A 13992-nucleotide genomic window follows, 5' to 3' on the forward strand; every position below is an offset into this window, starting at 1 on the left:
CAAGATTACTGATCGGAACGGAAATGACCACCACAAAACGCGCCTTTCTGCAAGGTATCCGCGACAGCCTGCCCTTTATCGTGGTGGTGGCCCCTTTCGCGATGCTGTTCGGCGTGGTCGCAACCGAAGCGGGCCTTTCGCCTTTGCAAACCTTCGGCTTTAGCGTGGCGGTGATTGCCGGCGCGGCCCAGTTCGCCGCCGTGCAACTGATGGCCGACAACGCGCCGGTGCTGATCATCGTTGCCACGGCACTGGCGGTGAACCTGCGGATGGCAATGTATTCGGCCTCGATCGCGCCTTATCTGCGTGGCGTGCCGTTCTGGCAGCGGGCGTTCATGTCCTATATGCTGGTCGATCAAAGCTATGCGCAGGGGTTGCTGAAATACGAAACGGAACCCGATCTGACGCCTTCCGCCCGTGTGGCCTATTTCTTTGGCACCATGATGCTGAACATGCCGCTGTGGTATGGCGGCACATTGGTGGGGGCCTTGCTGGGCAACCGCATCCCGCAGGACTATGCACTGGATTTCGCGGTGCCGATCACCTTTCTGGCGCTGGTCGGGCCGATGCTGAAAACCGCGGCACATGTGGCGGCGGCGTTCACCTCGGTTCTGCTGACGCTGGTGCTGGCGTTTCTGCCCTATAATCTGGGGCTGATGGTGGCGGCGCTGGTGGCGATGATGGTCGGCGCGCAGGTGGAACTGATGGTGGAAAGGCGGCGGGCATGAGTATGAGCGATGTGCAAATCTGGACCGTGATCGTATTGGTGGCGATTGGCACCTTTCTGATCCGGTTTTCGTTTATCGGGCTGATCGGGGATCGCGACCTGCCCCCTTGGGTGCTGCGCCACCTGCGCTATACACCGGTTGCCGTGCTGCCCGGTCTGGTCGCCCCGCTGGTGCTGTGGCCCGAGGCCACAGGCGGCAACCCCGATCTGCCGCGCCTGATGGCGGCGGCAGTTACCGTGCTGTTGGGGGTGATGTTCAAAAACCTGTTGCTGGCAATCTTCGGCGGCGGCGCAACGCTGTTCGTAATGTTGCAGGTGATGGCGGGGTAACCCCCGCTCTAATACCGGTTCTTCTGCTGTTCCTTCAACAGCCCCGAATTATCATCCTCGTCATCATCATAGACCGTATGTTCGACAACGCCGGGAATCTGACTGAATTCCCGCATGGCTTTCTTCGGATAGAACGTCTCTTTGATGCTTTCAAACCCCGGCAAGGTGCGCAATACCTGCGTGATGCTTTTGGTGCAATAGGCCTTGGGCGCAGCACCATGTGCTTCGACCGCGCGGATCGCCATTTCCGCCACCTCGGGCGACACTTCAACCGTTTGCATCACCGTGTGATAGGTTTCGCGGGTGTGGTAATCAATGTAATAGCTTAGAACCCGTGGCGTGATACCATAATGCACATCGTTGCGCTCGGGGATGCTGGGGCTCCACCATGTGCCGGCCGGATCAAACAGCACCCTTTGCGAACCATTGATCATCAGACCCGCATGCGCACCACTTCCGGTGCGGTTGGAAATCACTGTGAACAGGGTGATCGAAGGCGGGCCGTTGTGATGGTAGCGCACCCGCGCCACATCCGCGTCAGGCGCCCATTTCGGCTCGGCCGCGCCACAAGCGGCCAGAAGCAGGGGCAGCAAAAGGCCCAGCAATAATCTACGCATTCGTCACCCCGTCACCCTGAAAATAGGTTAGCCCCGTAGCAATCCCAGAAAAAACAAAAACACCAACGCGCCCAGCAACCCGTAACCGGCAAATTTCAAAAACCCGTGAAAGGTTTTTTCCTGCTCGGTTGTATCCATTGTTCCACGTTTAAATTCAGACATATTCCGTTTCCTTTTCTCCAGTTCGCCCAACCGGAATAAACGATTTTTTTGCATCTGTCACGCGGTGAAAATCGGGACTATTCCGCCTTCAGATCCGCCACCAGCCGGAAGCCGATCCTGTTGGGTTCCGCCGCATCCGCCACTTTGGGGACCGCGCGCAACATCACGCTTAGCTGCGTGACATGCTGGATCAACTGGGTTTTCGTGCCGGCGCTGTCCTGTCCGTAAAACGTCACGATATCGGGGTCGAAAAATCCCAAGCCTTCAATCCGCAACACTCCGGCATCGCCGCCGACAAACCCCACCGCGACTTCGTGTTCATTGTCCAGTTGTTCCTCGAAATTCTGGATATAAATCACCAGCCGTTCATAGGCCCATTCGGCGGGGCTTTTGTCCTCGATTGATTTGCCCGAAATGCCATCAGGCAGCGGTTTGTTTTCTGCCGTTTCGGGCGCGTCAGGGTCCAGATGCACCACATGGGCGCGCGGCTCGGAACAGGATTTATCCCAAGGTTTCTTTGCCATTCCCTACCCTTTCAATGACCACAACCACGCGCCATCCTCGCGCATTTCCCGCTGTGCCTGCCCGATGGCAAGCATATGGTTAAGGTGGGCCATCGCCTCGACCAAGGCAAGGCCATAGACATCTTCGCCGATTTTTCGCTTGAACAGCGGCGTAAAACAGTCCGAGGCCACGCGCGGGGTTTGCAGGTGTTCCGCCAGCCGTTTCAAACATCCGTGGTGGTTTTCAATCAACTGGCGCAGGCGGGTGGGCAGACCGATGAACGGCAGCTTGTGACCGCCCAGAACCAGTTGATCCTCGCGCGCCAGTGGGGTCAGCCGTTCGCAGCTTTCCAGCCAGTCGGCCACGGGGTCGGCATCGGGTTCGGTGGCGTAAACGCCGATATTGGGGGAAATCGAGGGCAGCAGTTGATCGCCCCCCAGCACAAGGTTGTCGTCCCGACTCCAGAACGTCGCGTGTTCGGGCGCATGGCCGTTGCCGATATGCACGTCCCAGTCCCGACCGCCAATGCAGATCACATCATCCTGTTTGATCCGCTTGAATCCCAGCGGCATCGGCGCGACCACATCGGCGAAATTGAAGGGGCGCTCACTGGCGCGTTTGTCATAGATCGCCGCGTCCATTCCGCCCGAGCGCCAAAACGCCAGCGTTTCCGGCGTGGGCCGGTCCTGCACGTCCAGCGTCAGCATCCGCGAAAACAGCCACGCGGTGCGGGTTGTCCACAGTTCCGCGCCATGTTCGGCCTGAAACCAGCCCGCCAGCCCGACATGATCGGGGTGGTGGTGGGTGGCAATCACACGGGTGACGGGTTTGCCCGCCAGCGGCCCGTCCAGCAGCTTTTGCCAGATCGCGCGGCTACGACCAGTGTCAAAGCCGGTGTCGATGATGGTCCAACCATCGCCGTCATCCAGCGCATAGATGTTCACATGGTCCAGCGCCATCGGCAGCGGCAGGCGCATCCACAGCACACCTTGGGCAACGGTGATCGCTTCGCCCTCGGCGGGCGGGGTTTCATACGGGTAGCGAATGCTGGCTATCGGGTGATCCATCAGGCCGATAGATCATCAACCGAAATGCTATACAAGCCCTTGGCGCCGGCTTTGGCATGGATCAACATGGCCGCGTGTTCAGGCAGCAAACGGGAGATATAAAACCGCGCCAATTCGCTGCGTGGGCCTGCGCCACCTTCGGCCACTGCCGATTTCAGGTGGAAATGCGCCCCCAGCACGCGGGCAAAGGCCTTTTGATAGGGCACGGCACCGGCAAAGCGTTCATTCATATCGTCCTGCGACACCAGCCATTCGGTGGCCTCGCGCAGGGTTTCGGCGGCATCCCAGACCGCACCGGCCATATCGGGAAAATCCCCGCGCACGGCTTCGGCGGCGCCTTCGATCTCGTCGATCAGGCGAAAGGCCATCTCGCCGCCATCCACCATCTTACGCGCCACCAGATCCATCGACTGGATGCCGTTTGTGCCCTCGTAAATCTCGGTCACCCGCACGTCGCGGACATATTGGGCCGCGCCGGTTTCCTCGATATAGCCCATGCCGCCATGTACCTGCAGGCCCAGATTGGCCACCTTCGTGCCGGTGTCGGTGCCATAGGCCTTGGCGATTGGCGTCAGGAACGCCGCGCGGGTTTTCCAGTCGGCCTGAGCGGTTGCATTGGCCATATCGATCGCCACCCCGCAGGCCAGTGTGATCGCACGGGCCGCATGGATTTCCGACTTCATCGTCAGCAACATCCGGCGCACATCGGCGTGATCCGCAATCGTGCCATCGCCCAACGGCGTGCGCCCCTGCTTGCGCTCCAGCGCATAGGCCAGCGCGTGCTGATACGCCCCTTCGGCCGCACCCAGCCCCTGAACCCCAACCCCCAGACGGGCGTTGTTCATCATGGTGAACATCGCCTTCATACCCTGATGCGGTTCACCCACCAGCCAGCCGGTCGCGCCCTCGTATTCCATCACGGCGGTGGGGCTGGCATGCAGGCCCATCTTGTGCTCCAGCGAGACCACCTTCAGGTTGTTGGCCTGACCGGGGTTTCCGTTTTCATCGGGGATCAGTTTAGGCACCATGAACAGGCTGATGCCCTTGGTCCCGCGCACGCCATCGGGCAAACGCGCCAGCACAAGATGACAGGTGTTGGCGATGAAATCCGTATCGGCCCAGCTGATGAATATCTTGGTGCCGGTGATTGCATAGGTGCCATCGCCGTTCGGCACTGCCTTGCTGCGCAATGCACCCACGTCCGAGCCGGCCTGCGGTTCGGTCAGGTTCATCGTGCCGTGCCATTCGCCGCTGATCAGTTTGGGCAAATACAGCGCCTTGATTTCGTCACTGGCGTGATGCTCCAGCGCCTCGATCTGGCCCTGCGACATCAGCGGGTTCAACTGCATTGCCAGACAGGCCCCCGCCATCATCTCATTCACCGCTGTGGTGACAGCCATCGGCAGGCCCATGCCACCGCTTTCGGGTCGCGCGGAAATGCCGATCCAGCCACCTTCGGCAATCGCGCGGTACCCTTCGGCAAAACCGGGGCTGCACCGCACCTTGCCATTTTCCAAAACGGCGGGATTCAGATCACCGGCGCGCTGCAACGGGTCCAACACCTCGCTGCTCAGTCTGCCGGCCTCGTTCAGGATGGCCTCGACCATATCCGGTGTTGCCTCGGCAAACAGATCGGTCGCGGCCACCTGGTCCAGACCGACCACATGGTCAAACAGAAACCGGAAATCCGAAACGGGGGCGCGGTAGGGCATGGGCTTTCCTTTTAGAAACGGCTTGGATATGTCAGCAGTAATGCAGGCAACCTAACCAAAGTTGCCCACCTATCAACCGGAACGCAGCGTCAGACCGTGGAACAGACCGAAACCCAAATGCTTACGACCGATGAAACCGGTCTGAAACGCGCCGCTGATATACTGCGTGACGGCGGGCTTGTCGCCTTTCCGACGGAAACGGTTTACGGGCTGGGTGCGGATGCGCGTAACGGGCAGGCGGTGGCGCGGATTTTTCAGGCCAAGGGGCGGCCCTCGTTCAACCCGCTGATTGTGCATGTGGCCACGCTGGAAATGGCGCAGGGGATTGCGATGTTCGATGACGCCGCCCTGCGCCTTGCCAGCGCTTTTTGGCCCGGCCCGCTTACCTTGGTTCTGCCCCTGCGCCCCAAGGCGGGCCTGTCCCCGCTGGTCACCGCCGGCCTGCCCACCATCGGCCTGCGCCTGCCCGACAGCAAAACCGCACAGCGGTTGCTGGCCGCATTCGGCGGCCCCGTCGCGGCACCCTCGGCCAATCCGTCGGGCAAAATCAGCCCGACCACAGCCCGACATGTGGCCGATGGCCTGTCGGGCAAAATCGATGCCATTCTTGATGCCGGACCCTGCGCGGTCGGCCTTGAAAGCACGATTATCGGTTTTGACCCCGCCCCCGTCCTGTTGCGCCCCGGCGGCTTGCCGGTCGAGGCAATCGAGGCCTGCCTTGGTGCCCCTCTGTTAACACATCAACCGAACGAAACCCCCAACGCCCCCGGCCAACTCTCCTCGCATTACGCCCCGACTGCGCCTTTGCGGCTGAATGCGGAATCCAAAAAAGCGGGGGAATTGAAGCTGGGCTTCGGACCGGATGATCAGGCCGACCTGAACCTCTCGCCCACAGGCGATCTGGTCGAGGCCGCCGCCAACCTGTTCACCCACCTACATGCGCTTGACGCAAAAGGCGCACCTATCGCGGTGGCTCCGATCCCGGACAAGGGCCTTGGCATCGCTATCAACGACCGCCTGAAACGCGCCGCAGCACCGCGACCCTGACTTCTTCTTGCCGGAAATACCTCCGCCGGAGGCATCCGCCCTCGACAGCCATACCGGTCTTGCAATCCACACACCACGCCCCGTTTTCTTTCAAAGAAAACGTCCTGAAATCTTTGCAGGATTTCAGCTAGGGCGCATCCAGTCTATTCAGATTCGTGTATTTACCGCGCAACCCGAGGCAGCGTTTGCACCTGCAAATGTGTTCGGGTTGTGTGGTGAATTCAATTGGATTGGGTTTGCTCTACGCCCGCCCCGCTGTTGCCGACAGCATGAACGGATCAATCCCCAGCAACTTCAACGCTGCCACCCATTTGTCCCCGTCCGGCACATCGAACACCACCTCGGGCGTCGCATCACAGGTCAGCCAGCCGTTTTGCTGCAATTCATCCTCAAGCTGCCCGGCGCCCCAACCGGAATAGCCCAGCGCCAGAAGCGCCTTGTCAGGCCCCTTGCCCGCCACCATATCCATCAGCACATCGCGCGTGGCGGTCATGCCGAACCGGTCGTCCACCGTCAGGGTCAGATCATCCAGATGGTATTTACCGGAATGCAGCACAAACCCGCGCCCCAATTCGACCGGCCCGCCAAAATATATCCGCGTGTCCGGCGCATCCTTTGCCCCGTCAATCGACAATTGTTCCAGCAATTTCGGGAATGTCACCTCGGGCGTCGGTTTGTTGATGATCAGCCCCATCGCGCCATCATCCGAATGGGCGCACATATAGATCACGCTTTTTTCAAAACGCGGATCGCCCATTCCGGGCATGGCAATCAACAGCTTGCCGCACAGGTTCACGGTATTTTCAGGCATATCCATACTCTCAAAATGGGGCAGCGCAGACACATGTGCAAGGGGCGATAACAATACCCCTCGCCCGATTGTGACTTCCCTTGGCGAAAATCATACCTATGTTCGCCATATGATAAAACGAATCCTTATGCTGTGCGCCCTTTTGCTGGCCATCCCCGTCCTTGCCACCGCCCAATCCGGCGGTGTGCCCAAAGACGTGCTGAAACTGACGGTTCTGCCCGGCTGGCGCACCGCGTCGGGCACCCATATGGCCGCCCTGAAAATCCGGCTGAAACCGGGCTGGAAAACCTATTGGCGTGCGCCCGGCGATGGCGGTATTCCGCCGCAATTCGACTGGTCGGGGTCCAGCAACATCCGCAGCGTGCAATTCCACTGGCCTCGCCCCGAGGTTACAACCACAAACGGCATGCGCACCATTGTTTATCATAACGAAGTGATCGTTCCGGTCGAATTCACCCCCGGCAAAGCGGGCCAGACGCTGACCCTGAAAGGTCGTGTCGATCTGGGGGTCTGTAATGACATCTGCGTGCCCTTCAGCACAAATTTCAGCGCCGCCTTGCCCGCGACTGTAACCAAAGCCGATCCGGTCATACGCGCCGCCTTGGCCAAACAACCCATGCCCGCCAGCAAAGCCGGCGTGCGCAAGGTGGTCTGTTTGATTGAACCCATTTCAGACGGGCTGCGCGTGACCGCCACCATCACCATGCCCTCAACGGGTGCTGACGAGGTAACAGTGATCGAAGCACCGGATCAAAACATCTGGGTGGCCGAGGCCAGCAGCAAACGCAATGGCAACACCCTGACCGCGATTACCGAAATGGTGCCGCCCTCCAACGCGCCTTTCATGCTGGACCGCTCGAAAATCAGGATCACCGTGATGGGTTCAAAACGCGCTGTAGATATTCAGGGCTGCACGGGTTAGCGCACGCGCCGCCGCAATCCGAACGCCACAATGCCCAGCACATAGGCCAGCACCACCAGCGCGGCTGATCCGGCGACGAACAGCCCGAAGGCTTCAGCCATTGATCCGCTGCCCAATGCCAGCGCTTGCGGCAAGGCTCCGCTCCACATCACCGATCCCAACGTCGCCGCGAACAGCCCCGCCATCGCCAGTGCTACGGTGCCCATTGCCAGTGCAACACCGACACCGCGCCGCCCGATCAGGCGCACAGACCGGCGCAGTGCCCGCAACTGGCGCCCGAAATCCTGCTGCATCGCCAGCAGTGCCGGCACCAGCAACAACACCAGCACCAATCCGAAGCCCAGCCCGTAAACCAGCGTGATCACCGTCGGCTTCAGGAACTGCGCCTGCGAGGATTTCTCGAACAACAAGGGCGCCAGCCCCAGAACCGTGGTCAATGTGGTCAACAGCACCGGCCGCAAACGGTCGGCCGTGGCATCAATAATCGCAGGCACCAGCCCGCGTTCACGAGCGTATTCATCGACCGTGGAAATCAACACAATGGAATCGTTGATGATAATCCCCGTCATGCCGATCATGCCCACCACCGTGAACATCGACAGCGGTACATCCCACGCCATATGGCCGTAAATCGTGCCGATAAATCCGAAGGGAATAATTGCCATCACCACCATCGGCCGTGTCCAGCTGGAGAAAATCCACGCCAGTGTCAGGAATATCCCGATCAGGCACAGGCCGAACCCGACCATCGCATCCGACAGGAATTCGCGCTCGTCTTCGGACTGGCCCGCCGCTTTCCACTCGATCCCGAACCGGCTGGCGATATCGGGCATAATCACCTCGCGCAGCTCTTTCATGATCTCGGCGGCACGGGCCGGATCATCCTCGGAAATATCGCCATTCACCGAAACCAGCCGGATGCCGTTTTCACGCTGCACGGTGGAAAAGCCGGTTTTGCTGGTCACTGAAACAATGTCAGACAGCGGCACATATTGCCCCGCCTTGGTGCGCAACTGCATCCGGTCCAGAAAATCGGCGGTCTTTTCCCCGTCCGGCAGCTCGACCCGGATTTCGGCCGAACGTGCACCATCAGGATAGGTCGCCGCTTCGATCCCGTTCAACCGGTTGCGCAACACCCGCCCCAACCCGTCAATGGTAAAACCCAGCGCCTGCCCTTGCGGAGTCAGATCCAGCACCAGTTCGGCCTTGTCATAGGCCAGCGAATCTTCCAGCCCCGAGACCTCGCCATATTGCGAAAGCGCGGTTTTCAGCGCCTCGGCCGCCGCCTTGAGGGTAGAGGCATCCGCGCCGTATATATCCACCGCCAGGGCATCCCCCGACGGGCCGGAGCGCCAGCCACGGAAACTGACGGTTTCGGCCATCGGATGCTGGCGCACCACATCCTGTAGATCGCCAACAAACTGGAAGGATGAATAGGGGCGCAGATCAGGGTCGATCAGCTCGATCGCGATCGAGCCAAGCAGCATCTTGTCCTTGTTGCGTGCACTGGCAATCGGATGGCCGGTGTTGCCGCCGATTTCGGCCACCACATAATCCAGCGGGTTCAGCCCGTAATCCTGCTCGTATTTCGCCGCCAGTTCATTCGTGGCGCGCTGCATCTCGCGCATCATGGCCAGCGTGTCTTCGCGGGTGGCCCCTTCGCTCATCGCGAAATTGCCGGTGACCGAGGAGCGTTCCGGCGCATTGAAGAACCGCCATGTCACATCGCCCCGGATGAAATGACCGACATAGATCGACAGCAGCAGCACAATCCCTGCCAGCACCGGATAGCGCGCCCAGATCACCAGCGCCATAAACTGGCGGAAAATCACATCGCGCACCCAGCCGAAACCACGGTTGAAGATGCGGCTGGGCAGGTCGTACCAGTGGTCTTTGTTGGTGTGGGCCAGGGCATGCGACATATGGTTTGGCAGGATCAGGAAACATTCGATCAGGGATGCAATCAGCACCACCGACACGGTGAAGGGAATATCGGCAATCAGATTGCCCATCGTGCCCCCCACCACAATCAGGCTGAAAAACGCAATCACCGTGGTGATGGTAGAGGAAAACACCGGTGCGGCCATGCGTCGGGCGGCATTTTCGGCGGCCTCGACCGGAGATTCGCCCAGTTCCCGCGCCCTGAAATCGGCGTGTTCGCCAACCACAATGGCATCATCCACCACGATCCCCAGCGTGATGATCAGCGCAAACAGCGAAATCATGTTGATGGTGATCCCCGCCATATACATCATCGCAATCGCCGCCAGCATCGACGCCGGAATCCCCGCCGCAACCCAAAACGCCGTGCGGGCGTTCAGGAACAAAAACAGCAGCAAAACCACAAGCCCCAGCCCCATCAGCCCGTTTTCCAGCAGGATATTCAGGCGGCTGGAAATCATTTCCGCGCGGGTGCGGATCAGGTCGATCCTGACCTCGGGCGGCAGGGTCAGCAGCATCTTTTCGGCGACCTGTTCGACCTTGCCCTGAATTTCAATCGCATCGCCCCGCGCCGAGCGGTCCACCCGCACCGAAATGGCCGGATCATCGCCAACGAAATAGGCGCGGTCACGGTCCACGCCTGCCACCAGTACCCGCGCCACATCGCCCACTGTCAGGGCCGAGCCATCGGCATTGCTGCGCAATACAATCGCCGCGATCTGGTCGGCGCTGCGTTTGGCCACGCCGGTGCGCACCCGTGCATTGGCGCCCGCCACATCACCCGCCGGATCGGCGGCGGCTTCTTCGGCAATCGCGCGGGAAATCTGCTCCATTGTCACATCGTGGCGGATCAGCGATTCCGAGGTGACCTCGACCACCGTTTCCGGCGACGCGACCCCGCGAATGGTGGCCCGCGTTACCCCCTGATTGAACAGACGGGTGACAAATTCATCGGCAAAGCGCCCAAGCTGGTCAACAGCCACAGGGCCGGTGATCACCACATCGGTCACACGATCGCGCCACGCGCCGCGCCGCACGTTCGGATCATCCGCCTGATCGGGCAAGGTGGTCACCGCATCCACCGCCGCCTGCACCTCGTCCGTGGCGCGGGCCATATCCCAGCCCGGTTCAAATTCGAGGGCAACAATCCCCACACCTTCGCGCGATGTGCTGTTTGACGAGGTCACACCCTCGACCGACAGCAAAACCGGCTCCAGCACCTGCACAATGGCAGAATCCACATCCTCGGCTCCCGCGCCCTGCCAGGCAACGCTAACGGTCACTTTGTCGATCACCACATCGGGAAAAAACTGTGCCCGCATCCGTGGCAGTGCCGCGATGCCCAACGCAAGCAACACCACCAACAGCAGGTTGGCCGCCGTATTGTGGCGGGTGAAATAGGACAGGATTCCCTTTGAGGTGCCAGTGACAGACATGCCCTAGCCCCCCATCTTTGCTTCGATCCGTTGCACTGTTTGCGCCGGCACCTTGTCCTTGGCCAGTTGCGCCAGAACCTTGGCTTTGGCGGCTTCGGGCATCTGGGCATTGCCTTTGACAAAGGCAATCAGCGCGGCGCGGCGTTCTTCGGACAATTCCAGCAGCGCGGCATCCTCTTGTGTTTCACCCGGACGCACCACCTTGACCTTGATCCCCGCACCCAGCAGCGGCGATCGTTCCGCCACCACATCGCGCCCGACAATTTCGGGGCCGCGCACAATCACGTCATCGCCCTGCTTGCGCAGAACCGTCACCGTGGCCTGCTCCAGCCGGTCGCCTTCGCCGATCAACAGCACATTGCCGCCGGAATCCACAGCCGATGCAGGCAACATAACCACATCGCGCAACACAGGTTCCCTGACCTTCACGGTCACAAAATCACCGGGGCGGAACCCCTGTGCCGCGTCCAGCGTGGCAAACAGCAAGCGACCGGTCAGCCCCTCGCCCACCGCCGCGCTTTCGCGGCTGATGCGGCCTTGCGCCACCATATCCGCACCGGATGATTTCAGGATCACCGAAACCGGCGCCTTGATCAGTTTGCCGTCCTCATCCAGCAGCCGCGCATATTGGCTGGTGGACAGGCGGAAGGACACTTCCAGCGCGTTCGGATCCACCAGTTGCGCCAGCCTTTCGTTCAGGGTCACAACCCCGCCCTGCACGGCCGTCACACTGTCCAGCGTGCCGTCAAATCCGGCGTAAATTTCGGTATCGGCCAGGCGCCGCTTTGCCTCGGCCAGATTGACCTTTTGTCGGGTAAGTCGGGTTTTGGCACGGGTCAGGCGGGCCTGTGCCTGTTGCAAGGCCTGTCGCCGCGACAGCACGGCCTGACGGGCCACAGCCTCGGCCAGTTCTGCGGCCTCGACCGCCGCATCGGTGCCAACACCGCGTTCGCGCAGGTTCTTTTGGCGGGTCAGGGCCTGAAGGCGAAGCCGCGCCTGTTCCTCGGCCGATGCAACCTCGTCACGGGCCAGAACCAGTGCCGCGTCGGCCTCTTGCAATTCGGCTTCGGCCTCGACCAGATCGCCTTTGGCCCGTTCCAGCGCGGAGCGTGCGTTTTCGGGATCGATCCGCACCAGCAAATCACCGGATTTCACGGTGCCGCCTTCGACAAAGCCGTCGGCCAGCTCCACAATCCGGCCGGCCGCTGTGGCGCGCAAATCCAGCACCCGCTGGCTGCGGACCTCGCCAAAGGCAGTCATTTCCGGCACCACATCGCCCGCTGTCGCGGTTAGCACATTCACCGAGAACACCCGTTCACGCCGTGGCTGCGCCTTGCTTTCCTGTGCCCATTTATCCTGCAAGGCGGAATAAACCGAATTGCCTGCCCATGCCAACATCCCCACTGTCAAAGACAGCAGGAACAGGCCAACAAGGCTGCGTCGCAAGAATCGCATCTGGAACTTCCCTCTGGATCGCGGTCAGTTCCCAATATAAGCAGTATCAACAGCAGTTACCACACCCGCGAAGGGGGTGATCAGTTCACTTCGGACAGGTAAATCCCCAATCCGCCCTTCGGGTGGCGAAATGCCACAACCCAAAGCACACCCTGAACCTGCGCATTGACAATGGCCGATTTCAGGTCGGCATTGTCGGCCTCTGTCATGTAACAGGCGGTATAATACCGTGCCGATCCAAACTGGCTGCGCTGTTTAAGCGAGGTAAAGTAGCCATCATACTGGTCCGAAAAATATCCGTCACTGTCCAGCGTGCCGGTTTTGTGCACATTGGCACGGTCCTGCTGTAAAACAGCGGCAACATCGTTCAGGCGCACGCCCCTTGAATTTGTCAGATCACGCGGCGCAATCAGCGCGGTGTATGAGTCGATCACTTCGGCCTGCACCGGTTGCCCCCTATAGCGCAGTGTCACGGTATCACCCGCATCCTCGACACAATCTGCCGCCAGACCGGCGACGGGTAAAAGGGCACTTGTTACGACAGCTAAAACTTTGAAAAGGTTACGGATCATGGCCGTATTCTCCTTGGTTTTCCGAACCTAACATTTGTTATTTCCGGCGCTTGTGTTCGTCCAGCCGCGGGAAAATCTCGACGAAATTACAGGGGCCGTGGCGGTAATCCAGTTGCACCGACAGGATTTCATCCCATGCGTCCTTGCAGGCACCGGGGCTGCCGGGCAAGGCAAACAGATAGGTGCCGTTGGCCACACCGCCACAGGCGCGGGATTGCACGGCGGACATGCCGACCTTGGGGAATGAAATCATCGTGAACAGGGTGGAAAAGGCATCCATTTCCTTTTCGTAAACATCCCTATGCGCCTCGACGGTTACATCACGGCCCGTCAGGCCGGTGCCGCCGGTGGAGATCACCACATCCACGTCTTTGTTTGCACACCATTCGCGCAACTGGTCGGCAATCTGTTCCCGCTCGTCCCGCAGGATTTTGCGGTCGGCCACGATATGGCCCGCCCCCTCGATCCGGTCGACCAGCGTTTTGCCGGATTTATCGTCCTCGATCTTGCGCGTGTCCGAGACCGTCAGAACGGCGATACGGACGGGGATGAATTCTTTTTCGTTCGACATGGTTTCACTTTTCCCGTTTTCCTGTAGCGCACTCATCGCTCCCTGAACGGGCGCTCTTCGTTTGTCGCGAAGAAAGCCGTCAGACTTGATGAGCCGCCCTCTTGGATTGTTTCATTAG

The 13992-nt window shown here is 60.2% G+C and carries 14 protein-coding genes; 4 read left to right on the forward strand and 10 right to left on the reverse strand.

The features are described 5' to 3' along the window. Positions 1-23: 23 nt before the first annotated feature. Entirely contained in the window at positions 24-728 is a 705-nt protein-coding gene (locus tag BAR1_RS15190; protein ID WP_118943812.1) for an AzlC family ABC transporter permease, read from the forward strand. Next, complete coding sequence (locus BAR1_RS15195) at positions 725-1057, forward strand: AzlD domain-containing protein (RefSeq protein WP_118943813.1); 333 nt, start codon at positions 725-727, stop codon at positions 1055-1057. Before BAR1_RS15190 ends, BAR1_RS15195 begins: the two co-directional genes overlap by 4 nt. 8 nt (positions 1058-1065) lie before the next feature. On the opposite strand, the gene BAR1_RS15200 is transcribed toward BAR1_RS15195, so the two are convergent. The 5 genes from BAR1_RS15200 to BAR1_RS15220 form a co-directional block, all read right to left on the reverse strand. Next, entirely contained in the window at positions 1066-1674 is a 609-nt protein-coding gene (locus BAR1_RS15200; RefSeq protein ID WP_118943814.1) for a hypothetical protein, read from the reverse strand. A 27-nt stretch (positions 1675-1701) separates the two neighbouring features. After that, complete coding sequence (locus tag BAR1_RS15205; protein ID WP_118943815.1) at positions 1702-1836, reverse strand: aa3-type cytochrome c oxidase subunit IV; 135 nt, start codon at positions 1834-1836, stop codon at positions 1702-1704. Positions 1837-1913: 77 nt separating this feature from the next. Then, positions 1914-2360 carry a DUF6173 family protein gene (locus BAR1_RS15210; protein ID WP_118943816.1) on the reverse strand — a complete coding sequence of 149 codons (447 nt, stop codon included), beginning with the start codon at positions 2358-2360 and terminating at the stop codon, positions 1914-1916. A 3-nt stretch (positions 2361-2363) separates the two neighbouring features. Beyond that, a complete protein-coding gene (locus BAR1_RS15215) occupies positions 2364-3407 on the reverse strand; it encodes an MBL fold metallo-hydrolase (RefSeq protein WP_118943817.1) in 1044 nt (347 codons plus the stop codon). After that, positions 3407-5119: an acyl-CoA dehydrogenase gene (locus tag BAR1_RS15220; protein ID WP_118943818.1), complete on the reverse strand. Its 1713-nt coding sequence runs from the start codon at positions 5117-5119 to the stop codon at positions 3407-3409. Before BAR1_RS15220 ends, BAR1_RS15215 begins: the two co-directional genes overlap by 1 nt. A 117-nt stretch (positions 5120-5236) precedes the next feature. On the opposite strand from BAR1_RS15220, the gene BAR1_RS15225 reads away from it, so the two are divergent. Beyond that, complete coding sequence (locus BAR1_RS15225; RefSeq protein ID WP_118944507.1) at positions 5237-6166, forward strand: L-threonylcarbamoyladenylate synthase; 930 nt, start codon at positions 5237-5239, stop codon at positions 6164-6166. 241 nt (positions 6167-6407) lie between these two features. Here BAR1_RS15225 and BAR1_RS15230 read toward each other — a convergent pair whose 3' ends face one another. Next, positions 6408-6977, reverse strand: a complete 570-nt coding sequence (locus BAR1_RS15230; protein WP_118943819.1) for a YqgE/AlgH family protein — start codon at positions 6975-6977, stop codon at positions 6408-6410. A gap of 109 nt (positions 6978-7086) precedes the next feature. Between BAR1_RS15230 and BAR1_RS15235 the strand changes: the two genes are divergently transcribed. Further along, complete coding sequence (locus BAR1_RS15235; protein ID WP_162891811.1) at positions 7087-7899, forward strand: protein-disulfide reductase DsbD domain-containing protein; 813 nt, start codon at positions 7087-7089, stop codon at positions 7897-7899. Here the strand turns inward: BAR1_RS15235 and BAR1_RS15240 are convergent. The 4 genes from BAR1_RS15240 to moaB form a co-directional block, all read right to left on the reverse strand. Beyond that, positions 7896-11276, reverse strand: a complete 3381-nt coding sequence (locus BAR1_RS15240; RefSeq protein ID WP_118943820.1) for an efflux RND transporter permease subunit — start codon at positions 11274-11276, stop codon at positions 7896-7898. The two genes, BAR1_RS15235 and BAR1_RS15240, sit on opposite strands and share 4 nt — an antisense overlap. A 3-nt stretch (positions 11277-11279) precedes the next feature. Further along, positions 11280-12731, reverse strand: coding sequence for an efflux RND transporter periplasmic adaptor subunit (locus tag BAR1_RS15245; protein ID WP_118943821.1), 1452 nt, complete (start codon positions 12729-12731; stop codon positions 11280-11282). Between the two features lie 80 nt (positions 12732-12811). Continuing rightward, positions 12812-13303 (reverse strand): hypothetical protein, encoded by a 492-nt coding sequence (locus BAR1_RS15250; protein WP_118943822.1) that lies wholly within the window; start codon positions 13301-13303, stop codon positions 12812-12814. A gap of 37 nt (positions 13304-13340) precedes the next feature. Beyond that, on the reverse strand, positions 13341-13910 hold the full coding sequence (gene moaB, locus BAR1_RS15255; protein ID WP_228408571.1) for a molybdenum cofactor biosynthesis protein B: 570 nt from the start codon (positions 13908-13910) through the stop codon (positions 13341-13343). Positions 13911-13992: the final 82 nt, after the last annotated feature.

This window comes from Profundibacter amoris (assembly GCF_003544895.1).
In the GTDB taxonomy this organism is placed as follows: Bacteria; Pseudomonadota; Alphaproteobacteria; order Rhodobacterales; family Rhodobacteraceae; genus Profundibacter; species Profundibacter amoris.

Excerpts from the sequence above, each read along its gene's own strand:
- BAR1_RS15190 (WP_118943812.1), top strand. The coding sequence starts at position 24 with ATGACCACCACAAAACGCGCCTTTCTGCAAGGTATCCGCGACAGCCTG.
- BAR1_RS15195 (WP_118943813.1), top strand. The coding sequence starts at position 725 with ATGAGTATGAGCGATGTGCAAATCTGGACCGTGATCGTATTGGTGGCG.
- BAR1_RS15200 (WP_118943814.1), bottom strand. The coding sequence starts at position 1,674 with ATGCGTAGATTATTGCTGGGCCTTTTGCTGCCCCTGCTTCTGGCCGCT.
- BAR1_RS15205 (WP_118943815.1), bottom strand. The coding sequence starts at position 1,836 with ATGTCTGAATTTAAACGTGGAACAATGGATACAACCGAGCAGGAAAAA.
- BAR1_RS15210 (WP_118943816.1), bottom strand. The coding sequence starts at position 2,360 with ATGGCAAAGAAACCTTGGGATAAATCCTGTTCCGAGCCGCGCGCCCAT.
- BAR1_RS15215 (WP_118943817.1), bottom strand. The coding sequence starts at position 3,407 with ATGGATCACCCGATAGCCAGCATTCGCTACCCGTATGAAACCCCGCCC.
- BAR1_RS15220 (WP_118943818.1), bottom strand. The coding sequence starts at position 5,119 with ATGCCCTACCGCGCCCCCGTTTCGGATTTCCGGTTTCTGTTTGACCAT.
- BAR1_RS15225 (WP_118944507.1), top strand. The coding sequence starts at position 5,237 with ATGCTTACGACCGATGAAACCGGTCTGAAACGCGCCGCTGATATACTG.
- BAR1_RS15230 (WP_118943819.1), bottom strand. The coding sequence starts at position 6,977 with ATGCCTGAAAATACCGTGAACCTGTGCGGCAAGCTGTTGATTGCCATG.
- BAR1_RS15235 (WP_162891811.1), top strand. The coding sequence starts at position 7,087 with ATGATAAAACGAATCCTTATGCTGTGCGCCCTTTTGCTGGCCATCCCC.
- BAR1_RS15240 (WP_118943820.1), bottom strand. The coding sequence starts at position 11,276 with ATGTCTGTCACTGGCACCTCAAAGGGAATCCTGTCCTATTTCACCCGC.
- BAR1_RS15245 (WP_118943821.1), bottom strand. The coding sequence starts at position 12,731 with ATGCGATTCTTGCGACGCAGCCTTGTTGGCCTGTTCCTGCTGTCTTTG.
- BAR1_RS15250 (WP_118943822.1), bottom strand. The coding sequence starts at position 13,303 with ATGATCCGTAACCTTTTCAAAGTTTTAGCTGTCGTAACAAGTGCCCTT.
- moaB (WP_228408571.1), bottom strand. The coding sequence starts at position 13,910 with ATGAGTGCGCTACAGGAAAACGGGAAAAGTGAAACCATGTCGAACGAA.